Source organism: Aquitalea aquatica (assembly GCF_013911085.1).
In the GTDB taxonomy this organism is placed as follows: domain Bacteria; phylum Pseudomonadota; class Gammaproteobacteria; order Burkholderiales; family Chromobacteriaceae; genus Aquitalea; species Aquitalea aquatica.
In genome coordinates this window covers 72,750-95,985 of sequence record NZ_JACERN010000001.1, presented here as the reverse complement: position 1 = coordinate 95,985, position 23,236 = coordinate 72,750, and the positions used below count along the sequence as shown (strand labels likewise).

19 protein-coding genes and 1 pseudogene are annotated in these 23,236 nt (G+C 57.4%); 9 read left to right on the top strand and 11 right to left on the bottom strand.

The features are described from left to right. Nucleotides 1-379: 379 nt before the first annotated feature. From H2Z84_RS00425 to H2Z84_RS00410, 4 genes are read left to right on the top strand one after another with little or no spacing between them, the layout of a single operon-like run. Nucleotides 380-3,031, top strand: a complete 2,652-nt coding sequence (locus H2Z84_RS00425; protein WP_181834219.1) for a type VI secretion system Vgr family protein — start codon at nt 380-382, stop codon at nt 3,029-3,031. An 18-nt stretch (nt 3,032-3,049) separates the two neighbouring features. After that, nucleotides 3,050-3,922 (top strand): hypothetical protein, encoded by an 873-nt coding sequence (locus H2Z84_RS00420; RefSeq protein ID WP_181834218.1) that lies wholly within the window; start codon nt 3,050-3,052, stop codon nt 3,920-3,922. Between the two features lie 21 nt (nt 3,923-3,943). Further along, nucleotides 3,944-6,421: a T6SS effector BTH_I2691 family protein gene (locus H2Z84_RS00415; RefSeq protein ID WP_181834217.1), complete on the top strand. Its 2,478-nt coding sequence runs from the start codon at nt 3,944-3,946 to the stop codon at nt 6,419-6,421. Between the two features lies 1 nt (nt 6,422). Then, the gene (locus H2Z84_RS00410) at nt 6,423-7,322 is read left to right on the top strand and encodes a DUF6708 domain-containing protein (protein ID WP_181834216.1); all 900 of its coding nucleotides are present in this window, start codon (nt 6,423-6,425) and stop codon (nt 7,320-7,322) included. A gap of 158 nt (nt 7,323-7,480) precedes the next feature. On the opposite strand, the gene cyoE is transcribed toward H2Z84_RS00410, so the two are convergent. From cyoE to H2Z84_RS21560, 7 genes and pseudogenes are all read right to left on the bottom strand, one after another. Further along, on the bottom strand, nt 7,481-8,365 hold the full coding sequence (cyoE, locus tag H2Z84_RS00405) for a heme o synthase (RefSeq protein WP_181834288.1): 885 nt from the start codon (nt 8,363-8,365) through the stop codon (nt 7,481-7,483). Nucleotides 8,366-8,376: 11 nt separating this feature from the next. Further along, nucleotides 8,377-8,700: a cytochrome o ubiquinol oxidase subunit IV gene (cyoD, locus tag H2Z84_RS00400; RefSeq protein ID WP_159879612.1), complete on the bottom strand. Its 324-nt coding sequence runs from the start codon at nt 8,698-8,700 to the stop codon at nt 8,377-8,379. Further along, nucleotides 8,700-9,311, bottom strand: a complete 612-nt coding sequence (gene cyoC, locus H2Z84_RS00395) for a cytochrome o ubiquinol oxidase subunit III (protein ID WP_103525800.1) — start codon at nt 9,309-9,311, stop codon at nt 8,700-8,702. Before cyoC ends, cyoD begins: the two co-directional genes overlap by 1 nt. A 14-nt stretch (nt 9,312-9,325) precedes the next feature. Beyond that, nucleotides 9,326-11,368 carry a cytochrome o ubiquinol oxidase subunit I gene (cyoB, locus tag H2Z84_RS00390; RefSeq protein WP_181834215.1) on the bottom strand — a complete coding sequence of 681 codons (2,043 nt, stop codon included), beginning with the start codon at nt 11,366-11,368 and terminating at the stop codon, nt 9,326-9,328. A 3-nt stretch (nt 11,369-11,371) separates the two neighbouring features. Then, nucleotides 11,372-12,262 (bottom strand): ubiquinol oxidase subunit II, encoded by an 891-nt coding sequence (gene cyoA, locus H2Z84_RS00385; protein ID WP_309545418.1) that lies wholly within the window; start codon nt 12,260-12,262, stop codon nt 11,372-11,374. A 778-nt stretch (nt 12,263-13,040) separates the two neighbouring features. Continuing rightward, nucleotides 13,041-13,841, bottom strand: coding sequence for a methyl-accepting chemotaxis protein (locus tag H2Z84_RS21565; RefSeq protein WP_439823295.1), 801 nt, complete (start codon nt 13,839-13,841; stop codon nt 13,041-13,043). Nucleotides 13,842-13,853: 12 nt separating this feature from the next. Beyond that, nucleotides 13,854-14,933 (bottom strand): annotated as a pseudogene (locus H2Z84_RS21560) (FIST signal transduction protein); the annotation flags it as partial. Between the two features lie 308 nt (nt 14,934-15,241). Between H2Z84_RS21560 and rstA the strand changes: the two are divergent. From rstA to H2Z84_RS00360, 4 genes are all read left to right on the top strand, one after another. Next, nucleotides 15,242-15,958 carry a two-component system response regulator RstA gene (gene rstA, locus H2Z84_RS00375; protein WP_181834212.1) on the top strand — a complete coding sequence of 239 codons (717 nt, stop codon included), beginning with the start codon at nt 15,242-15,244 and terminating at the stop codon, nt 15,956-15,958. A 2-nt stretch (nt 15,959-15,960) separates the two neighbouring features. Further along, nucleotides 15,961-17,232 carry a two-component system sensor histidine kinase RstB gene (gene rstB, locus H2Z84_RS00370; RefSeq protein WP_181834211.1) on the top strand — a complete coding sequence of 424 codons (1,272 nt, stop codon included), beginning with the start codon at nt 15,961-15,963 and terminating at the stop codon, nt 17,230-17,232. Nucleotides 17,233-17,370: 138 nt separating this feature from the next. Further along, nucleotides 17,371-18,198: a hypothetical protein gene (locus H2Z84_RS00365; RefSeq protein ID WP_220272639.1), complete on the top strand. Its 828-nt coding sequence runs from the start codon at nt 17,371-17,373 to the stop codon at nt 18,196-18,198. Between the two features lie 89 nt (nt 18,199-18,287). After that, nucleotides 18,288-19,097, top strand: a complete 810-nt coding sequence (locus H2Z84_RS00360; protein ID WP_181834210.1) for a trypsin-like serine peptidase — start codon at nt 18,288-18,290, stop codon at nt 19,095-19,097. Nucleotides 19,098-19,151: 54 nt separating this feature from the next. On the opposite strand, the gene rph is transcribed toward H2Z84_RS00360, so the two are convergent. From rph to H2Z84_RS00345, 3 genes are all read right to left on the bottom strand, one after another. After that, nucleotides 19,152-19,868, bottom strand: a complete 717-nt coding sequence (rph, locus tag H2Z84_RS00355) for a ribonuclease PH (RefSeq protein WP_124644376.1) — start codon at nt 19,866-19,868, stop codon at nt 19,152-19,154. A gap of 118 nt (nt 19,869-19,986) precedes the next feature. After that, complete coding sequence (locus tag H2Z84_RS00350) at nt 19,987-20,880, bottom strand: PP2C family protein-serine/threonine phosphatase (RefSeq protein WP_181834209.1); 894 nt, start codon at nt 20,878-20,880, stop codon at nt 19,987-19,989. A gap of 10 nt (nt 20,881-20,890) precedes the next feature. Continuing rightward, entirely contained in the window at nt 20,891-21,859 is a 969-nt protein-coding gene (locus H2Z84_RS00345; protein ID WP_181834208.1) for a serine/threonine-protein kinase, read from the bottom strand. Nucleotides 21,860-21,959: 100 nt separating this feature from the next. On the opposite strand from H2Z84_RS00345, the gene H2Z84_RS00340 reads away from it, so the two are divergent. Further along, entirely contained in the window at nt 21,960-22,826 is an 867-nt protein-coding gene (locus tag H2Z84_RS00340; RefSeq protein WP_181834207.1) for a YicC/YloC family endoribonuclease, read from the top strand. A 63-nt stretch (nt 22,827-22,889) separates the two neighbouring features. Here the strand turns inward: H2Z84_RS00340 and H2Z84_RS21170 are convergent, their stop codons facing one another. Then, nucleotides 22,890-23,024, bottom strand: a complete 135-nt coding sequence (locus tag H2Z84_RS21170; protein WP_258869242.1) for a hypothetical protein — start codon at nt 23,022-23,024, stop codon at nt 22,890-22,892. Nucleotides 23,025-23,236 lie beyond the last annotated feature (212 nt).

Below are 23,236 nucleotides of genomic sequence, written 5' to 3'. Positions count from 1 at the left end.
GGAATTATCCTATCGCGAACAAGGGCCGGTCAAGCGTACTGGCAAGATAAACCTCTGCCTGGTACGGCAAGTCAGCAAGCCAAGGGAAACAGGCGCGAGGCCCGACTTTACACAAAATCAAGGGCTGCGGCGCACATGTGCCGGTGATTTACCCCACCGGCAATATCTAAAACCGCAAAACGGGTCTATCCAGACAAAAATGTGTGCAGGGCATTAGCGGTTTCTTTGGTGGACACTCATTTGCTGTTAAGCAACTAGCCATACCCCGTACAAATACCTAGCCATGCCATTCCACCTTGTCCGGCGCATGTTAGGCGCATAAACTGTTGAACTTTCAACAGAATGTGAAGATTCACGTCAGTAGACGTGATGAGACGCCATGGACTTTTCCACCCTGCTCGCCAGCTTCGCCGCCGCCTTTTCCCAGCACCAGCGCCTGCTTACCCTGCAGCTGGATGGTGGGCAGATCGCCGCCGAGCAGCTGCTGCCCCACACCCTGGACGGCAGCGAGGGCGTGTCGGAAGCCTATCGCTATCAGCTGAGCTGTTTGTCCCCCGACGGCACTATCGAACTCAAATCACTGCTCGGTGTAGCGGCCCGCCTGGGCGTGCTGGATGCCGATGGCAACGAGGTGGTGCGTTGTGGCGTGGTGTCGCGCGCCGAGTTGTTGGGTTCTGATGGCGGCTTTGCCAAGTATGGCCTGACTATCGAACCGCCCTTTGCCCTGCTGCGCCTGCGCCGCACCTCGCGGGTGTTCCAGGATCTGTCCGTCCCCGACATCGTCAAGCAGATCCTGGCCGAGCATCAGGCCAACAACCCGGTGTTTGCCCAGGTGCAGACGCTGGAATTCCACACCGCCACGGCCAGCCCGCGCAGTTACTGTCTGCAGTATCGCGAGAGCGATTTCGATTTCATCGTGCGGCTGCTGCACGAAGAGGGTTATGCCTGGCGTTTCGAGCATGTCGATGGCGAGCATCCGCAGGTCAAGCTGGTGGTATTCGACGACGCCTTCAGCCTGCCGCCGGCCGCCAGCGAGCGGGTGCGTTTCCATCGCAGCGATGCCACAGAGGAAGAAGACGGCCTGACCGATTGGAGCACCGCCCGGCAGGTAGTGTCCGGTGCGGTGGCACTGGCCAGCTTCGACTACCAGCCGGTGAGCACCCAGCACACCGGCGACCAGACCCGCATTCAGCAAGGCCGCAGTGGCGATGCTTTGCAATCCACGCTGCAGGATTACGATCCGCAGTCGCTGTACTACGCCAGCGATGCCGAGCAGCAGAGCCAATACGCCCAGCTGCGCCAGCAGGCACACGATGTGCAGGCCAAACAATTTAGCGGGGCAGGCTCAGTGCGCAGCCTGCAAGCCGGCCAATGGTTCCGCCTGGACGAACACCCGGCACACGAGGGCGACAGCAGCGAACAGCGTGAATTCGTGGTCACCGGCCAAACCTTCCGTGCCAACAACAATCTGCCGGGCGATCTGGCCAGCAGCCTGCGTAATTTATTGGCAAACGGTGCTGACACCACATCAACTGATAGCCAGAACAACAGCCCTTTCCAGACCAACATCACCGCCCAGCGGCGCGGCATTCCGCTCACCCCGGCCTATGCCCACAGCGCCCAGGCCAAGCCCACCTCCAAAGGCGTGCAAACGGCCACCGTGGTCGGCCCGACCGGCGAAGAAGTGCATACCGACGAACTGGGCCGTATCAAGGTGCAGTTCCACTGGCAGCGCGCAGACGAACACCCGAGCATCGGCGCCAATCTGGACGACAGCTCCTCCTGCTGGCTGCGCGTGGCCATGCCCAGCGCCGGTGCAGGCTGGGGCCACCAGTTCATCCCGCGCATTGGCCAGGAAGTGCTGATCGACTTTATTGAAGGCGATATCGACCGCCCGGTCATCGTCGGCGTGCTGTACAACGGCAGCCACGCCACCCCGGCTTTCAGTGGCGCGGGTGCACTACCAGCCAACAAGACCCTGTCCGGCATCAAATCCAAAGAACACCAGGGCGGCCAGTACAACGAGCTGCTGTTCGACGATACCCCCGGCGAAGTACGGGCAAAGCTCAGTTCCGAGCCCGGCAAAACCCAGCTCAACCAGGGTTTCCTCACTCACCCGCGCAGCAATGGCAAAGCCCAGCCACGTGGCGACGGCTTCGAACTGCGCACCGACCAGCACGGCGCCATCCGCGCCGGCCACGGCCTGCTACTCAGCACCGAAGCGCAAAACGGCGCTGGCGGCAAACAACTGGCGCGCGAGCATGCGCAAAGCCAGCTCGACGCCGCACTTAGCCTCAGCCAGAGCCTGGCGGAAGTCGCCACCAGCCAACTGGCCGACACCATGGAAACCGGGCCGGACGGCATCAAGCCGGACAACAGCAAAGACGGCAAGAAAGACAGCGGCCACCTGCAACACCACGCCACTGCCGTCACAGCCTGGGAAGCCGGCAGCAACACCGACAAGGACGGCAAGACCGCCAAAGAGCAAAGCGGCCAACAAGCCCTGCTCATCCTGTCCGCCCCGGCCGGCATTGCCAGCCTCACCGAACAAAGCCAGACAATTTCTGCCGGGACCAACCTCAACCTCATCGCCCAGCGCGACAGCAACCACACCACCGGCCGCCGCTGGCTGCACAACGTCGGCCAGCACATCAGCCTGTTTGTGGCCGGGGTGAAAGACCAGATCGCGCTGAAGCTGATTGCAGCCAAGGGCAAGGTGCAGGTGCAAGCGCAGAGTGATGCGATGGAGATCACCGCAGACAAGGATGTGACCATCACCTCCTGCAAAGACAAGATTATGGTCAATGCCAAGCAGGAAATATTACTGACGGCAGGTGGCGGCTATATCCGCATTGCTGGTGGCAATATCGAGGTGCATTGCCCGGGGACGGTAACCGTGAAGGGGGCGAGCCATGATCTATCCGGCCCCACCAGCCTGAATGCCCCGATGCCCGAACTAAAAGTAAAAATGTGTGAAATGCGCGCCCGCGCAGCAGCCGCGGGCGGCGACGCCGTTGTCCAGGCATCGTAAGGTCTACGGAATAGCACAATGAATCAAGATCACTGGCAGCCACTCACTGGTGCATTTATGACTCAAGGCCCACATGGGCGATTCAGTTTTGCCATTGCATCTGCAGAGCAAAGGGCTGAACTACCAGATGACTGGCCATGGTTATTGCTCACCCCAAAGGGCTTTGAGGACAACGAAGGCCTGATGCCGTCGTTGTTGCATCTATCTGCGCTCACTCCAGAAGACCAACAAACCTTGTTTACTCAGCTGGAAACTGCACAGCAGGAAAATGAGCAGGCACCACTGAGCACGCTCCTGTCAGCGACAACCTCCCCAGCGACCATGGCACGCCATCTATGCCATGCCCAAGTGCTGGTCCATCAAAGACAAAAATTCTGGTTACGCATCTTTGATGGCAGGGTCTGGTCGCAATTGCCGCGCGTGCTCAATACCCAGGCCATACTCGGTTTGTATGGCCCAGTCAGCCAATGGGCAAGCAATTTGTATGGCAGCTGGGCCTTGATGCCCCCTCCCAGTTTAACCGCAACGAAGCACACTACTCCGGACATGGATTGGGAAGCATTGTTACGAATTGGCGCGGTAAATCGCGCATTGGCACAAACCGCCTGCCTGAACTGGCAAGACGCGATCAAACGTGCCGCATGTGTGGATAGCCTAGTACAACGTGCACAACAGCTATATCAGCTTGGCCGGCTAGAAGACCAAGTGAGCTTTGCTTGTTATGGCATTCGCTACGGTAGCCAATTTGATTCACACCCAATAGTGCAGCGCGAAATTGCCAACTTGATGGCACAAAGCCCCGAGGAACGCACAGATAGCACCTTAGTAGATTGCCTTGCGCTACTCACGGAAGAACAGTGGGCCACCATCCAGGCCTCCTCGATTGAATAACGCCTAGCCAGACGAGAAAACATGAGCACCAACCCCAGCTGCGAATACTGCGATAAGCGTGGCGTACCGATTTTCCCGGCTCGGTATGCAATTGCACTTCCCAATGCCGGCGCGCCCGTAGTCCCCAATAAACCTGCTATTGCACTGCCAGACGCAAGTAGCCAATACACGCTAAGAACGCTCCGCAGCGGCTACCTGTATGTTTACGATGAAGCGCGTAAACGCTGGGATGACTATTTTGTTACCGAGGATGGCTATTTCTTCAAGACCAGCACGCAAGCCAAGGGACAAGCACTGGTTTTGCCCAAAAAACCGTTTAGTTGTCCGGATGAAGGACATCGCGCCATCGCCAGTTGCATCACCATCCCCGATGCCAAACGCGCCACCAAAGTGTGGCTGGCATTTTCAGATGGCCAATGGACAGAGGCCGTACGCAAGCGCCATGACAGCGCAGACTACCGCAAAAAACACATGCGCTGTGTCGACGTAAAAGCTTACAGCGCCAGTGTGGATGCCAAACACTGCCTGCCCATCAAGGATGTTGGCAGCAAAATTGCTGAATATGTGCTGGATAAGACTGCATTAAAAAAAGCAGTAGGCTTCTCCCCCATTCCACAGGAAAGTCGCAAAGGCCGTGCGGAACGGTTGATGGCGGAAGCAGAAAAACTGGCCCCCGGCAAAGGCTTCATCGTGGCGCTGAATGATTCGGTTGGCATTGCTGCGGAGCTCTCCGCCCTGATGATTCATCACGCCAGCACCTTTGCCAACAAGAAGGAAAACAAACACCCGCTGATGGCCAGCCTGGCCATCAGCCAGATCAAAGTGGCGGTGGAAGAGCAGGCACTGGAAGCAGAGTACCAGGCAGCAGAAGAGCTGGCCAATGACTATATATCCCAGCCGGACCTATCGGTTCTGTTCTCAGATACCGCCAGAAAGCGTAAAGAAGCGCAGTACGATGCCCTACGCACGGTAACACCAGCCGAAGCCAAGCGCGCACAACAGCATGCGTGGGACAAATACCGGACCAAATTCAACGAAGCAGCCATGCAGTCATGGCAAGCCAAGTTTGAAGCTGAAAGCCAAAAACTCGACCAGACCACCATCCAGCCGCTAGCCAAGGCTTATCTTGCCTGGCTAGGCAGTCAGGAAATCAAGCAATCCTTCCTGTGCAATTACGATGAAGACAGTTTGGATAGTGGAGAAGCCTATACGCGGGCGGTCACTCTAGCCGTATCCGGCACGCTAGACAAAAAGCAGTGCCTTGATTACCTCTCGCAAATGCTGTCAGGCAACTTCGAGCCAGAAAACTTCCTACTTAACGCGCTGGCACTGAATCAAAAATCACTGAAGGACCAAATTAAAAAGGCGGTTGGCGCACCTAGTATCGATCCGCGCATCTTTCCCGCCGATGCCTACATCGGCTTTCAGGGGGGAGTGGCCGAGAAAATCGCCCATGGCGATACCAGTCTGAATGCTTATCTGCTGACAATCAGCGCCCCTTTGGTCAAGCTGTTTGATGGCATCTCCAACAAAGTGGCACGCCCACTCTGGACGGCGATGGCAATGCATAGCCGAAAAGTCTTCGTGCAGGTGGAGGTCACCGGTAGCAAGAAAGCCTTCCGCACACGCTTGATCAGGGAGCTGGTGAAGCAAAGCGGTAAGACGATGAATCCGCGCGAGATGGAACGTGCCGTCAGTGCACAGCTTCGCAATCTGCAAGCGGCTGGCGTACCACTGGAAGGGACCGAAAAAAAGACCTTCACCCTCTTGCTCGACCCCAAACAAATCAAGGGCATGCCAAGTGGCCTGACACCCTCCCAGCAAGCCAAGTGGCTGGCAGGCAGCCTGCGTACCACTGCTCAACTGGATAATATCGTCATGGGAGAATGGCGGGCGACACTGTCCAGTGCCAAGGGTGCCATACCGTTTGCTGGTGGCCTTCTCGCTGCCATCTGGCAATGGGCCGCACTGGACAAGCTAGGACAAGATGAACAAGGTGCGATGAGCCACGAGGCACAAGAGGCGGGCTGGCGTTTGCGTGCGGGTACCGCCGCATTTTGGGGAACGGTGACCGACATGGCGGGACAAGGCCTGAAAAAAATGGCGACCTGGGTACCGAGGTTTGCCCAAGGTCTGAAATTGGTTGGCATTATCGCCACCGTGCTGGGCCGGTTGGGTGGGTTAATTGGCGGCGCCATCATGGCATTCTGGGATGGGAAGAATGCTTACCAAGCTTATCGAAAAGGAGAGTGGGGAATGTTTACCCTATACAGTTCATCAACAGCATTAGGGTTAATCGTTGCATCACTCGCTTTTTTCAGTGCAGTACCTTTTCTTGGCTGGATTGCCATCATTCTCTTGATCGGAGTTACTCTGCTGATTGAACTATTCAAGGATAGTAAAATTCACACTTGGCTAGAAAGTGGGTATTGGGGTAAGCGAAGTTATAAAACCCCAGAAGAAGAACAAAAGCAACTAGAACTGGCCATGGCAGGGTAATATGGAATTCACTGGACAAATACCCCCCTACTCTATCAACCGACCACTATCGGAGAGCGAATACAATTATCAATTAAAGCAAAAAGACAAACTAGAGACGGAACTTTACCATCAACTTTCAGTGATTGAAATTAATTCAAACTGGCTAGAGATTGTGGATAAATACTTTTTCGACAAAGGCGCCATTACATTTTCAATAGGAATTCTTTTATGCGGCATGTTGACACTTACCATTATGATCCTATTTGTTGGAGTTGAACAAATATACAAAAATAATTATGAGGCACTAATAGTATTCTTACCACTACTTATTACACTTCCTAGCATAACTTATTTTTGCAAACAAATAAAAAAAGAAATCAACTACACCCACTACCCCATCCGCTTTAATCGTAAAACCCGTATGGTGCATGTTTTCCACCATGATGGCACCGTATTGAGTGTGAAGTGGGACAAGGTATTCTTTACTCAGATTCCGGTTACTTATGGCATGTGGGACACGGTGGGCCATATCTTGGATGAAGATGGGGTAACCGTGCGTGAAACATTTGGCCTGCCGACATGCGGGCTGGGCAGAGAAGGGCGAGAGGTCGGAAAAGGCTATTGGGAGTTTATCCGCCGCTATATGGAAGAAGGCCCGGCCGGCGTGGTAGACGTTATTAGTGGCTGCCTGCCCATCAAAGATAAAAAGGAAACGCTGGCCTTCAGCTTTGAACGTATTGCAGCCGCGCTGGGCAGCTATCTGAATCCATTCATTCTTATTTTCTACATATTCTATCCTGGCCGGATGATCGCCATGCATTTCAGCAAGATTCCGCAATGGCCTGCAGACATTGAAGCCCAATGCCAGCGGGTGGAGGGACATGACCCTTTCTTCCGTGATGCCAGCATGAATCCCTAACATATTGAGCAGCCTTACTCCCTACCCGTCACTTGGCATTGCATGAATGCCCCACAACTCAATTGCCGTCATGGACAGCCCGGCTCCTAGCCCAGCCAAAGAAAAACCTCCGCGGCAGCCAGGCTGCAGGCGGAGGTTTGATCTGATGCGGGCAGTGCTTACAGCATCCAGCCGATATGCGCCGGCACCTGGCCATCCACCGCCATCATCACCGACAGGGCGGTGACGGTGATGATGGAGAAGAAGAACACCTGCCGCGCCCACACGCGGTCGTCGGTGCTTTCCTTGTAGCCGGACAGCGCCATCTTCAGCCACCACAGGCTGGTGGCACAGGCCACCGCCAGGTAGCCGTAGCCGGCATAGCCGTAGAACACCAGTAGCAGCGTCGCCACAGCAAAGGCCAGGATATACAGCACGATCTGCTGCTTGGCCTCGGAAATGCCCTTTACCACCGGCAGCACCGGAATCTTCGCGGCTTCGTAGTCCTTGAAGCGGAAGATGGCGATGGCGTAGGAGTGCGGCATCTGCCACAGGCAGAACATCAGCAGCAGGATGGCAGCACCACTGTCAAAGCGGCCGCTGGCGGCACAGTAGCCCGCCACCGGCGGTACTGCACCGGACAGGCTGCCCACCAGGGTGCCGTAAACCGACTTGCGCTTCATGTACAGGCTGTACACGCCGACATAGATCAGGAAACCGAACAGCGCGCAGCACAAGGCCAGCACATTGGTCCAGATGGCCAGCGTGGCAAAGCCGGCAAGGCCCAGCACAAAACCATGTGCCAGCGCTGCCTTGGGGCTCATGTCGCCGGTTACCAGTACCCGTTTCTGGGTGCGGGCCATGCGCGCGTCGATATCGCGGTCGATGCAGTTGTTGATGGCGCAGCCGGAGGCCACCACCAGCGACAACCCGGCCACCGTGGCCAGCAGCAGGGTCCAGTCCAAGCGACCCTGCGATGCCAGCAAGAAACCACCCACGGTGGAGATGAGGTTGCCGAAGATGATGCCCGGCTTGGTCACCTGCAAATAGCGCTTGAGTTTCATCACGTCCCGGCTCAGCGCAGCATCAGCGCATCGGCGGTGGAGATGATCCACACCGACAGGCCAACCAGCATCACGATGATCATCGCGGTGAACAGGAAGGAGAAGCTGTTGAGCTTGCCGTCCTTGGTGAAGTTCAGATGCAGGAAGTACTTCAGGTGCACGATGATCTGCACCACGGCGAAGCCGAAGATGCCAATCATGGTGGCCTGCTTGGTGAAGCCACCGCTCATCACCATCCAGAACGGGATGGCAGTGAGGATGATGGCCAGCACGAAGCCGGTGAGATAGCTTTTCACGCTGCCATGATCGGCGGCATGTTCATGTGCCTGGCTCATTACATGGCTCCTTTCAGGTAGACGACGGTGAACACGCAGATCCACACGATGTCGAGGAAGTGCCAGAACAGGCTGAGGCAGTTCAGGCGGGTCATGGCGCGGCCGGTCAGGCCGGTTTTGGCCACTTCGATCATCATCACCGTCATCCAGATCAGGCCGGCAGTCACGTGTAGGCCGTGCAGGCCCACCAGACCGAAGAAGGACGACAGGAAGGCGCTGACATTGGGGCCATGGCCTTCAGCGATCAGGTGGTGAAACTCGTTCACCTCCATGCCGATGAACACCGCGCCGCAGGCAAAGGTGACCGCCAGCCAGCCCAGTACGGCCGACTTATTGCCCTTGTAGCCGGCAATCATGGCAAAGCCGTAGGTGATGGAGGACAGCAGCAGGGCTGCGGTTTCACCCATTACATAAGGCAGCTCGAAGATTTCCTTGCCCGAAACGCCGGTGGCGACGTTGCGGTACAGCACCGCGTACGCCGCAAAAGCCGTGGCGAACAGGATGCAGTCGGTCATCAGATAGAACCAGAAGCCCAGCACGGTTTGCGAACCGCTGTCGTGGTGCTCGTGGTCGTCATGCGCGTCGTGCGCGTGCTCTACATAAGTACTCATCTTGGCTCAACCTGTTAGGCGGTAGTGGTGGGACGGCTGCCACGACGCGGCTTGTCGGCATCGCGTTCGGTGTAGTTGTCCACATCAATGCCCATCTGTTCGAAGTGGGCACGCTCGATGCTTTCGACTTCATCCGGCTGCACGTAGTAGTCCAGATTGTTGTCGTAAGCACGGGCCAGCATGGCGCCGATGATGCCGACCAGGCCGACAATCGCCAGCCACCAGATATGCCAGATCAGGGCAAAACCCAGCAGGGTGGTGAAGCCGCCGATGTACACGCCGGTAGCGGTATTGCTTGGCATGTGGATCGGTGCGTACTTCTGCGGCACCTTGTAGGCCTCGCCCTTTTCCTTCATGTCGGTGAAGGCATCGATATCATGCACATGCGGCACGGTAGCGAAGTTGTAGAACGGCGGCGGCGAGGAAGTGGACCATTCCAGGGTATGGCCATTCCACGGGTCGCCGGTTACGTCGGCAAGTTTCTTGCGGTCGCGGATGCTCACCACGATCTGCAGCAGCTGGCAGCCGATACCGCAGGCAATCAGCACCGCGCCCACGCAAGCCAGATACAGCCACGGGTCCCATGCCGGATTGTCGGTATGGTTCAGACGACGGGTCATGCCCAGGAAGCCCAGCACGTACAGCGGGATGAAGGCAAACATGAAACCGCTCTGCCAGAACCAGAAGGCTGCCTTGCCCAGCTTTTCATTCAGCTTGAAGCCGAAGGCCTTGGGGAACCAGTAAGAGAAACCAGCCAGATAGCCGAACACCGCGCCACCGATGATGGTGTTGTGGAAGTGGGCAATCAGGAACAGGCTGTTGTGCAGCACAAAGTCAGCACCCGGAACGGCCATCAGCACGCCGGTCATGCCGCCGATGGAGAAGGTCACCATGAAGCCCATGGTCCACAATACCGGCGGGGTAAAGCGGATACGGCCCTGATACATGGTGAACAGCCAGTTGAACAGCTTCACGCCGGTCGGTACCGAAATCACCATGGTGGCGATACCGAAGAAGGCGTTGACGTCTGCACCGGAACCCATGGTGAAGAAGTGGTGCAGCCACACCATGAAGCCCAGTACCGAAATCACGCCGCTGGCGATGATCATCGAAGTATGGCCAAACAGGCGCTTGCCGGAGAAGGTGGAGATGACTTCGGAGAAGATACCGAAAGCCGGCAGCACCAGAATGTAAACTTCAGGATGGCCCCAGGCCCAGAACAGGTTCAGGTACATCATGGCGTTGCCACCGGCTTCCGCAGTAAAGAAGTGGAAGTCCAGGTAGCGGTCCAGGCTCAGCATGGCCAGGGCGCCGGTCAGGATGGGGAAGGAAGCCACGATCAGCACGTTGGCCCAGGTGCAGGTCCAGGTGAAGATCGGCATTTGCATCAGCTTCATGCCCGGTGCGCGCATCTTGATGATGGTCACCAGGAAGTTGATCGCCGTGAGCGTCGTCCCTATCCCGGATATCTGTAGCGCCCAGGTGTAGTAATCCACCCCCACATCTGGACTGAAGCCCAGCTCGGACAACGGCGGATAGGCTACCCAGCCGGTACGGGCAAAGTTGCCCACACCCAGCGACAGGTTGACCAGAATCACCGCCGACACCAGCAGCCAGAAGCTCAGCGAGTTCAGGAAGGGGAAGGCCACGTCACGTGCGCCAATCTGCAGCGGCACCACGATGTTCATCAGGCCGGTCATGAAAGGCATGGCCATGAAGATGATCATGATCACACCATGCGCGGTGAAGATCTGGTCGTAGTGCTCTGGTGGAAATACCCCCAGATGCCCGTCGGTGGCCATGGCCAGCTGGGCGCGCATCATCAGCGCATCGGCAAAGCCACGCAGCAGCATGATCATGGCGACGATGATGTACATCACGCCGATTTTCTTGTGGTCAACCGAGGTCAGCCACTCATGCCACAGATAGCCCCACTTGCCGAATTTGGTTATCAGCGCCATCACCAGCAGGCCCATCAGGCCGGCGCCAGACAGCGCCGCCACGATAATGGGCTCATGGAGCGGAATGGCGTCCAGAGTCAGTTTGCCTAACAACATCGATTATTGCTCCTTGACGGCCGGGGTTTCGCACAGACGCTTGGTCAGTGCTGCCAGCTTCAGTTCGTCGTCCGTGGCAGCCAGCGACTGGCGGCCTGCCATGTATTTGTGCAGCACGGCATCGAACAGACGCGGTTCTGGCGTGGTGTAGAAGGCCGCCGCATTGTTCTCGCTCGGCTTGACCAGCGCGAGGTAGGCATCGGCATTCAGGGCCTTGCCCGATGCGCGTACCTTCTGTACCCAGGCATCAAACTGTTCCGGCGTTTCGGTAGCGATGGCATTGAACTTCATGCCGGAGAAACCGGCACCGCTGTAGTTGGCGGAGAAGCCCTTGTAAGTGCCTGCCTCGTTGGCCACCAGATGCAGCTTGGTTTCCATGCCGGCCATGGCGTAAATCTGGCCACCCAGCTGCGGGATGAAGAAGGAGTTCATCGCGGCATCCGAGGTAATGCGGAAGTTAACCGGCACATCCTTGGGGAAGGCGATCTGGTTGACGGTGGCGATGTTCAGATCCGGGTAGATGAACAGCCATTTCCAGTTCATGGCCACCACCTGGACATTGATCGGCTTCTTGTCCGAATCCAGCGGGCGGTAGGGGTCGAGCTTGTGGGTGGTTTTCCAGGTCACCACCGCCAGACAGGCCACGATGATGATGGGGATGATCCAGACAACGGCTTCGATCTTGTTGGAGTGCGACCACTTGGGGGTGTAGATGGCGTCCTTGTTGCTGGCGCGATACTTCCAGGCAAACAGGAAAGTCATCACGATCACCGGGATGACAACCAGCAACATCAGCAGGGTGGCCGTGATGATCAGGGACTTTTCATCCGCCGCTACCTGTCCTTTGGGGTCAAGAATGCCACCTTGACACCCCGAGAGCAGTACAGCCAGCACGGGCGAGAGTCCCCACAACAGGCGGGTGGGTCTAAAGTTTCTCATCATACGACTTTACGGGTTAAAGATTCGTTGCTCGCGCCTTGGCGCGGGTGACAGTGCGCGGCCTGGCACTGTCAGTGATGCAGCAGCCGGCAACAGGGCCGACCCGGCGGGCAGAGCGCACGACCTTGCCACTCTACCCGTAATGAATATCATTCCATCCCTATTTGCTGAGCCCTCCCGCCAACACCAGCCATGACGCGATGACCGTGCTGTTCCTGCTCGACAATCTGCGCCTGTGCAGACCGCCGCCAAACGGAAAAGGTGAACGCTGTACTGCCAGGTGATCTGGCCTGCCGCGTCGGCATGTCGCCGCGCACAAGCGGGGGCTGACAAGGCTGCGACAATTTGTCACAGTGACGGGCGCGCTATTACAAATCAGTTTCATTCCCCAGAGCAAGCCGTCACTGTCGACCACCGCCCGGAAAACTGCATCAAAATGGTGCAGGCTTGATTTACGTCAATATCAAAATAGTGTTCTCATGATAGGCGCAGCAAGGATTTACGCCTCTCGCATGGGCTGTGCAATGCAGCATGCGGATTGTTGCAATTAGTTACAAAAAATATCCTGCACCCCGGCTTGAAACGCCCGACACCAGCGCCAGACATGAAAAAACCGCCGCTTGCAAGCAAGACGGCGGTTTTGTGTAGCGTGGGATAACAATCAGCGGGCAAGCTGCCTTGGAGGCCCGGCCAGTAAGCAATGCCCCTGATTAGGCCGATTGCCAACCGGCAATCAGCGCTCGAGCGCCAGGATGGCCTCCAGATCCTGATCCACCTTGCGCATGCGTTCGTACAATTCGCCAGTACTGTCCACCATCTGGTCCAGCTGCTGCTGGCTGCTGCCCGAGGACGCCGCCAGCTTGGCCAGCAAGTCCATCACCTGCTGCATTTCCTGAGCAAAGCTACCGACATGCGCATTCATCTCGCGCATGTCCACGCCCACCTGCTGTACCCCACTCATCACGTGCTCTACCGCACCGCCGGTAGCATCGAGATTCGACTGGGTGTTGTTGGCCAGCTTGCGTACTTCGTCGGCCACCACCGCAAAGCCACGGCCAGCCTCACCGGCCCGCGCCGCCTCGATGGCCGCGTTCAGTGCCAGCAAATTGGTCTGCTCGGCAATCTTCTTGATCATCAGCATGACGTCGCCAATCTGGCGCGCATCTTTTTCCAGTTCGACGATACGCTGGCTGACATTGCTGGATGTCTTGTTACCCTGCTCCACGCTGGCCGAAAAATGGGCGATTTCCTGCTGAATGGAGATCAAGTGCGTCACCAGCTCGGCGGATGCCTGACGGAACAGCGGCAAGCTTTCCATCAACTGGCTGGCAAAACTCTTGTAGCCCTGCAGCTCGTGGATGACCTGGGTTTTCATGCGGTCAATCCAGCGAGCACGTGATACTTCACGGCTGTAGAAGTAATTCTTGAAGTTGGCATAGTGCACCGGGAAGCGCTGCACAAAATCATCCTGGAAGTTTTCCACCGCCTGATAGAAGAACACTGCGGTCTGGGTCTGGTTGATATTGACCCCCAGCAGTTCGCCGAACGAGGAAAAACCGGCGACCGGGATATTGCCATACACATTGCTGGTGGCCAGCGCTCCGCCGTTATTGAGACGGCGCAGGATACAGTCGTTGAGCAAACCACCAATAGCGGCCGGCTTGCCCTGGCTGAAACGGGAAAAGTCACTTTGCGTGCGCTCAACCAAGCCCTCTTGCTTCAGCAAGTGCAGCTCTTCGCCAAACGACAAGTCACAGGCGAATTGCAACACACCCTGCTCCGCATCCACCCCCAGCACGGAGCGGACAAACATCTCGTTTTTCAGCTTGATGCCGAAGCTGAATTTGCCCAGCCGCTCAGCCACCTCGGCTGGCCGGCACGAGAAATGGCGAGCCAGCACATCCACTACATTACATACCTTGCCATCACGGTCGAACACCGATTCAACCCGGCGCAGCTCGGAACTGGCCTTGGCAATGGTAAAGGCGGTACCGGTTTCCTGAAAGTTCTGCGACTTGAACACACCATAGCGATAGGCTGGTGCCAGCTTGATGAACACCAGCACGGCATGGCCATCACGTGCGCTCTGGCCATCATGCAGGCGGGTCATGCTGAAATCCAGCGGGCCGCCAGCGGAGCCGCCGATAAACAGGTAGGGAAAGCGGTCGGACTCGTAAATGGCTTCCATCAGATAGCTTTCACTATTAGACAAGCCATCCACCAGCGTCAGGACAAAGCCTTCCTGATAATTCATGGAAAAAGACGGCTGCACCCGCGACAGATTGTCCACCAGGCGGCGCACCCGCTCATCATGCGGCAGCTTGGGCTGACCGGACTTGATATCTTCGCAGGCCAACGGCACGCTGGCCACATGCACGTCAGCCAGCAGTTGCTGATCGAACAGCTGGAATACCATGCTGTCCCAGCCAGGATTGGCCGGCAGGTACAGCGCATCGCCCGCCTTAGCCGAGCACAGCTCACCCGCCGTAGTAGTCAGTACCACCTTGGCACCGGGAAACGCAGCAGCAGCACTGCGGGCCACCTGGTCCAGATTGGCTGCCGGATTGATAAAACCCAGCACCAGCCGGATATCACTGCGGCTGGTAGCACGCAAATCATTATCCATGGTACTGCTACGTGTGCGGACAAGCTGGATGGGGTCAAGCGCGCTATGGCTGGACCGCGTGGCGTTTGTCGTCTTGTTACGCTTGAAGAACATCCTGACTCTCCCATTGCATTATTTTTACTAATTATCATTCACATGCAAAAAGCATGGACCTAATTGATAGTAGCAAGAAAAATCTCAGTTTTATTATGGTTATTCTCAATCAATGAGCGAATGCGCCGGCCGGCCATGCATGCGGCAAGGTTGAGTCTGCCGTCGCCAAGCGCCATACTCCTTCGGTATTGAATCAACCCGATGGATTGCATGGCATGACTTACCGTATCGTGTTTGTGGAAGACGACCCCGACCTGGCCGAACTGATCAGCGACTTTCTGTCCCGCCACGAGATGGACGTGGTAATCGAACCGCGTGGCGATACTGCGCTGGCCACCATCGAACGTGAGGCCCCTGACATGGTGCTGCTGGACATCATGCTGCCAGGCAAGGACGGCCTGTCCATCTGTCGCGAATTACGACCCAACTTTGATGGCCCCATCATCATGCTCACCTCGCTGGACAGCGACATGAACCAGATTCTGGGGCTGGAACTGGGGGCCAACGACTACATCCTCAAAACCACCCCACCGTCGGTGCTGGTGGCGCGCCTGCGCTCACAATTGCGCAATATGCGCCCGGCACAGCCGGCAGCGGAAAGCCAGCCACTCAAGACCCAGCGCAAGCTGGTATTCGGCCAGCTCTCCATCGACCCGGTCAGCCGTGACGTGATCCTGGAGCGGGAGAAAGTAGCCCTGTCCACCTCGGACTTCGACTTGCTGTGGCTGCTGGCCAGCCATGCCGGCGAAACGCTCAACCGCGACATCCTGCTCAAGGAAATGCGCGGGGTCAGCTATGACGGGCTGGATCGCAGCATCGACGTAGCCATCTCGCGCCTGCGCAAAAAACTGGGCGACAACCCAACCGAACCCTTCCGCATCAAGACAGTACGCAACCGCGGCTATCTGTTCTCGCTGTCCGGCTGGGAATAAGCATGCGGCGTCTGTTTATCCAGTTTTACCTGCTGCTGGTTACCTGCTTCATGGTGGCGGTGGTCATGGTGGGAGCAGTTTACAAACAGGCAGTGGACGATGTTGGCGAACGCTACCTGTCGGACCTGCTGCGCACCACGCTATCGCTGATCGAGGCCGATCTGCACGGGGTACCCGAGGATCGCTGGACCGAAACCCTGCAAAGCTCCAATCACGACTTCACCTTCAAGGTTACGGTAGAAAAACAAAGCAACTACCTGCTGGATGAGGAATCGGAAGAAGCGCTCAATCGCGGCGAGATCGTGATGCTGGAAGACAAATACCTGTTCCTGCAGAAAATTGAAGACAGCAACTACCTGCTGGTGGCCGGACCGCTGCGCTACCTGTTCTTCCTGCATCAGCTCAAATCGGTGGATTACGCCTTGCTGGCACTGCTGGGCCTGTCACTGGCAATACCGGTATTCCTGTGGATGCAGCCGCACTGGAAGGATCTGGTTACCCTGGAAAAAACCGCTGGCAAACTGGCTGGTGGCGATTTCTCCGCACGGGTCCATCTACCCAGCCGCTCCGGTGTGCGTCAGGTGGCCGCTGCCTTCAACCATATGGCAGACAGCATCGCCGCCCTGCTGGCCAGCAAAAAGGCACTGACTAATGCAGTGGCGCACGAACTGCGCACCCCGCTGGCGCGGCTGCGCTACCGGCTGGCCCTGCTGGAAGGCGAGGACGATTCACCGGCCAAGAAAGCCATTGAAAAAGACCTGGACGCCATCGACTCGCTGGTGGAAGAGCTGTTGTTCCATGCCAAGCTCGACCGGCCGGAAGCCCCACTGCAACTGAACCAGTTCAATGCCATTGCCTGGGCTAAAGAGCGCATCCACGAACAGGCCACGCTGGCACCGGGCCTCAACTGGATAGAGCCATCCGGCCAGGAGCTGACTTTTCTGGCCGACCAATATCTGATCACCCGGGCACTCGACAATTTTCTGTCCAATGCCCGCCGCTATGCCGACAGCACCATCCAGACCACGGTCTGTGTGGAAAACCGCAATTGCATCATCATGGTGGATGACGATGGCCCCGGCATTCCGGAGTCGGATCGCGCCCGCGTGTTCGACCCCTTTATCCGGCTGGATGAAAGCCGTGGCCGCAAGACTGGTGGCCATGGTCTGGGCCTGGCGATTGTCGCTGGCATCGCCCGCCTGCATCACGGAGAAGTGCTGGTAGAGAAGTCGCCACTGGGTGGGGCGCGCTTCATTATTCGTTGGCCAACATGAGAATGTACATTTGGTTACATTGGGAAACATCGCACGGGTAGACGCTGCTCTGCAGCACCGTTAGGATGCCCCCCTGAATAGGACTATCTGTCCGCCTTCAAACTTGATTTTCAAGATGAACTTAGGAGTTTTACAAAAATGAAAAAGCTGGCTCTGCTCGCTCTGACCGCCGCCTTCGGCCTGACCTCCACTGCTTCCTTCGCTGCTGACACTTCCGCTCCGGTAGCTATCCACAAGGCCAAGAAGGCTGAGAAGAAAGTAAAGAAAGACGCTTCCGCTCAGAAGGCTCAAGCCGCAGAAGCTTCCGCTCCGGCCAAGAAAGCTAAAAAAGTAGCCAAGAAAGACGCTTCCGCTCAGAAAGCTCAAGCTGCTGAAGCCTCCGCTCCGGCCAAGAAAGCCAAAAAAGTAGCCAAGAAAGATGCTTCCGCTCAGAAAGCTCAAGCTGCTGACGCTTCCGCTCCGGCCAAAAAAGCCAAGGCTAAAAAAGTAGCCAAGAAAGACGCTTCCGCTCAGAAAGCCCAAGCTGCTGACGCTTCCGCTCCGGCCAAAAAGCACGCTAAAAAGCACCACGCTAAAAAGCACGCTGCCAAGAAAGTAGACGCTTCCGCTCAGAAAGCTCAAGCTGCTGACGCTTCCGCCCCGGCCAAGAAAGCCAAGGCTAAGAAAGTAGCTAAAAAAGACGCTTCCGCTCAAAAAGCCCAAGCTGCTGACGCTTCCGCTCCGGCCAAAAAAGCTCACAAAAAGCACGCTAAAAAGCACGCTGCCAAGAAAGTAGACGCTTCCGCTCAAAAAGCTCAAGCTGCTGACGCTTCCGCTCCGGCCAAAAAGCACGCTGCCAAAAAGCACCACGCTAAAAAGCACGCTGCCAAGAAAGTAGACGCTTCCGCTCAGAAAGCTCAAGCTGCTGACGCTTCCGCTCCGGCCAAGAAAGCCAAAGCCAAGAAGGCCGCTTCCGCTGCCAAGTAATCGGCATGGAATCAACAGCTGACTACGGTTGGCTGTAGCCATACTTTCGGGGCGCTTCGGCGCCCCGTTTGCATTTGAAAGCCCATCCCATGCTGCGCATCCTCCTGCTTTGCCTGTCTCTCTGCCTGTTGCCGCTGCCGGCCCAGGCCAAACCCACGGCCGAACAGCTGATCCTGTTTTTTGGCAAGGATGAACGCGTCAAGACCGACCCCGACAGCACCCAATGGCAGCCAGTGGGCCAGCTGGAAACCCGCAGCCATCTGGTGTGTACCGCTACCCTGGTGGCCGAGGATGTAGTCGTCACCGCAGGGCATTGCTTCATCAACAAGCGTGGCCGTTTCGATCCGGCCATCAGCTTTACCGTGGGGCTATCCGGCAGCGAGTATGCCGAGCAAAGCGGCATCAGCGAGGTGCAGGTCGACAAGGGCTTCCTGGCCGGGCTGGAACACCGCCCCGACGGCACCTATATCCCGAAAAAAATCGCCAATCGCGACTTTGCCTTTGTCCGCCTAAGCCAGCCACTGGGACGCAGCCGTGGCGTAATACCAGTATTTGCCGGCGACACTGCCGCACTGAAGCAACAACTGCAGGCAGCCAACTGGAAAGTCACCAATGGTGGCTACCCGCTGGATGATCTGAGCCATCTGCTGGTGCACAGCAACTGCCAGGCCACCGGCCTGCTGCCGGACGGCCGGCTGACCCACCGCTGTGACACGCTGGAGGGCAATAGTGGCTCGCCCATGTTGGCGCGCATCAACGGCCGCATGACACTGGTGGGCATTCAGAGTTCGGCCCCCAGCCCGGCACGCCGCCGCAAGGAAGACAATATGGCGCTCGCCAGCCCCTTGTTCTATCAGCAGTTGCAACAATTCATCGAGCAGGGCAAGCGCAAGAAATGACAAAGGGGCCAAACAGGCCCCTTTCGCTTCATCACCGCTGATGCAGTGGCTGGTTTACACGCCCAATGCCTGTTTCTGCAAGGTAATCAGCTCGGCAATACCTTGCTTGGCCAGGCGCATCATGCTGGCCATTTCCTCTTCCGAAAACGGCTCGCCCTCGGCCGTACCCTGCACTTCGACAAAACGGCCGTTGCCAGTCATCACTACATTCATGTCGGTTTCGCAGTCGGAATCCTCCAGGTAGTCCAGATCCAGCACAACTTCACCCTGGTGAATCCCCACCGAGATGGCGGCAACAAAATCGCGCAAGGGGCTTTCACTCAGCTTGCCTTGGGCAATCAGGCCGCTGATGGCATCGTGCAGAGCGACAAACGCGCCGGTAATGCTGGCAGTGCGGGTGCCGCCATCCGCCTGGATGACGTCGCAATCGATCTGGATCTGCCGTTCACCCAGTTTTTCCATATCCACCACCGCCCGCAGCGAACGGCCGATCAGGCGCTGGATTTCCTGGGTGCGGCCACTTTGCTTGCCGGCAGCGGATTCGCGGCGCATGCGGCTGCCGGTCGAGCGTGGCAGCATGCCGTATTCGGCGGTCACCCAGCCCTTGCCCTTGCCCTTGAGGAAGCCCGGCACAGACTCATCCACACTGGCGGTGCAGATGACTTTGGTATCACCAAACTCCACCAGCACCGAACCTTCGGCATGCTTGGTGTAATGACGGGTCAGGCGGATTTCGCGCAGGGCATCGGTATTGCGTTGTGAGGGTCGCATCGTACTTTCCAATTTAAAACGGCATCAGGTGGCAACCGGTCTACGGCCACCACCGGCCTGAAAACAATAGCGCTGCCTACGAGGCAGCGCCGGGTTGAACATGCCAGCAGCGCAGGCCTCAGCTTTGCTTGCCGGAAGGCGCAGCCACACGGCTGGCCAGGATTTCCTTGTGCATCAGTTCCAGATTCGGGTCCAGAATCACCCGCCCGGCATGGCGTGGTGGCGTTAGCAGCGTATCCAATGCATCGGCCTTGCCGGCGATATCAGCACTATCATCCAACAGGGTGACCGCCACCGCGGACAGATTGTCACCGGCACTACCAGCTCGGCGCTCGGCCACATTCATCAGCGCCGGCATCACCTGCCCGACTGCTCGGCCGATGAATACCTTCTCCATCTCGCTATCACTGATCTGCGACCACAGCCCATCCGAGCACAGCACGATGGACGCACCAGCTTGCAGAAACTGCTTCTCGCCGATGTCGATATCCGGATCACTGGTAGCGCCCAGGCAGTTGTAGATCTTGTTGCGCTCCGGGTGGGTACGCGCGCCCTCTTCGGTCAGCTTGCCCTGGTCGATCAGCCGCTGCACCTGGGAATGGTCGCGCGAGCGCAAACGCATGCCCTGCTTGTTATCCAGCAGATAAAGCCGCGAATCACCCACATGGCACCAGTACAACATGCCCTGCTGAATGATGGCTGCCACGACAGTGGTACTGGGAATCTCCGGCAGACGCTGGTCTGCCGCATAGTCCAGAATGGCCTGATGCGTCGAACTGATGGCATTGACCAGAAAACGGTTGGGATGCGACAGCGTGGGGGTAGCTTGCTGGTAAAACAGTTCGCTCATCAGGTCGATGGTGATCTGCGCCGCCACCTCGCCTTGCAAATGCCCACCCATGCCGTCGGCCACCACCAGCATCACCGCCTCACGCGAATGGGCAATCACCAGACGGTCCTGGTTGTAGCTACGACCGCCGATACGGCTTTCCTGAAAAATGGATAGTTTCATCGACAACTCCTCAGGAAGAACGGCCGCCGGCCAGCCCTTTGATCCAGCCCACCAGCCGCTTGGCGGCCTGGGCAGATTCGGGCATGGGCTCAGGGTCACTGTAATCGGCATCCAGCAGGCGTTTTTGAATCGCCATCACGCTGGGTGGACGCTCATCAGGAGCCAGGTTCAGACATTGATCCGTCAACTCAAGCAACTCTCTGGAATAATAATGGCGGAACAACTTGCTTGCCGGCACCAGCTTGTCAGCTTCGCGCCGTTGCTCGGCAATTTGCGGGGTATGGCCGCCCATGCAGACATACAGGCAGGCGCCAATGGCGTAGATATCGGTCCACGGCCCCAGCGGCTGGTCTTTTTCGTATTGTTCGGGTGCGGCAAAGCCGGGCGTGTACATCGAGGCGAAATGCTTGTCGCGCCGCGACAGCGTCTGGCGCGCAGCACCAAAATCCAGCAATAGCGGATGCCCGCCACGGCGCAGATAGATATTGGCCGGCTTGATATCCAGATGCAGCAGGCGGTGCAAATGCACCTCGCGCAGGCCCGACAGCAAGGCGGCAAACCATTTGCGCAAGCGTCGCTCTTCGATCCGGCCACCGCTCACCTCCAGCTCGCGCCCCAGCGAACGGCCATCGGCATACTCCATCACCATATACACGGTCTGGTTGGCCCGGAAAAAATTGCTCACGTGCACCACATTGCTATGGCTGATTTCAGCCAGAATGCGGCCTTCTTCAAAAAAACACTTCAAACCCAGATTGAAGGCATCGCGGTCCAGCTCGTGTGGAACCGTCACCATGCCCTCCTCATCGCGCTCGGCCAGATTGCGCGGCAAATACTCCTTGATGGCGTATTTGCGGTCGGCATCGTCCAGCGCCAGATAGACGACGCTGAAGCCGCCCACAGACAGCTGGCGAACGATGGTGTACTCCGCCAGGCGATAACCTACCGGTAGGGCAGTCAGTTGGCTGGATTGAGTCATGACATGGCAGTTGCTATAGTGTTCGTTGGCCCGGAATTGAGCTACAACAGCAATTCGGGCCCGGTATCGTTTTTACTGACATCACTATCGGGGACCCATAATGATTCTAAGTATGACAGGCTTTGCCTCCATCAGCAGAGACTTTCCCGGCGGTTTGCTCAGCCTGGAAGTCCGCGCCGTCAACCACCGCTATCTCGATGTTCAGATGCGCCTGCCAGAAGAGCTGCGCGTCATCGAGCCGCAGCTGCGTGAGATGGTGTCATCTCGCGTGACCCGTGGCAAGCTTGAATGCCGTGTTGGCCTGAACCAGCTGGAAACCGACACCACCACGCTGGAGCTCAACGCCCAGGCACTGGACAGCCTGCTGCTGGTTGCCGCCCAGGTCGAACAGCGCGCACCGCAAGCCAAGGGGCTGTCCGTTGGCGAACTGCTGCGCTGGCCCGGCATCCTGAAAAGCAACTCCCTGCCACCGGAAGTACTGCAGCAGCTTTGCCTGCAAAGCCTGGCTACCGCGCTGGAAGACTTCAATGCCTCGCGTGGCCGCGAGGGTGAAAAGCTCAAGATCATCCTGCAAGAGCGCGTCACCTCGATGGAAACCATCATCGCCGGCATCAAGCCCAAGTTGCCGCTGATTCTGGAAGCCTATATGAACAAACTGTCCGGCCGCCTGCAAGAAGCTCTGGGCAATGTCGAGGATGACCGTATCAAGCAGGAATTTGCCCTGTTCGCCCAGAAGATCGACGTGGACGAAGAGCTCTCACGCCTGACCACTCACCTGAGCGAAGTCAAACGCATCCTTAAAACCGGTGGCCAGACCGGCAAGCGCCTGGATTTCCTGATGCAGGAACTGAATCGCGAAGCCAACACCCTGGGCTCCAAATCGGTGTCCACCGAAACCACCCAGGCCTCGGTCGAGCTGAAGGTGCTGATCGAACAAATGCGCGAACAAATTCAGAATATTGAGTAAACTTTCATACCGTGTCACACCGTGGCACCGAACCAACACAAGCCCCGCCAGCCGGGGCTTTTTTCATTTCAGACCGCGCAAGAGCTGCTCCTGAATCACCAGATCAAGAGCATGGCAGGGATTGTCCACCCGCATCTCTGCGACACAGTGCAACACACCGCACTGGACCGCACTGGTCTGGTCGGCAGCCTGCAACATGACCACATCAGCAATGGCCGAATAGTGATCGGCTACCTGCCGTAGTGAGGCCGCGCATATTGGCCATAAAAGAAAAATCGCCCACCAGGGAGAAGGTGAGCGATATCAACAACATCAATGGAGGTGTGAGAACGCTGCCAGTATTACGGGCGCATCTTGCACCGTCCACCGACGATAACCATCACCTTGCCCTGCATCAATACCGGCATGTT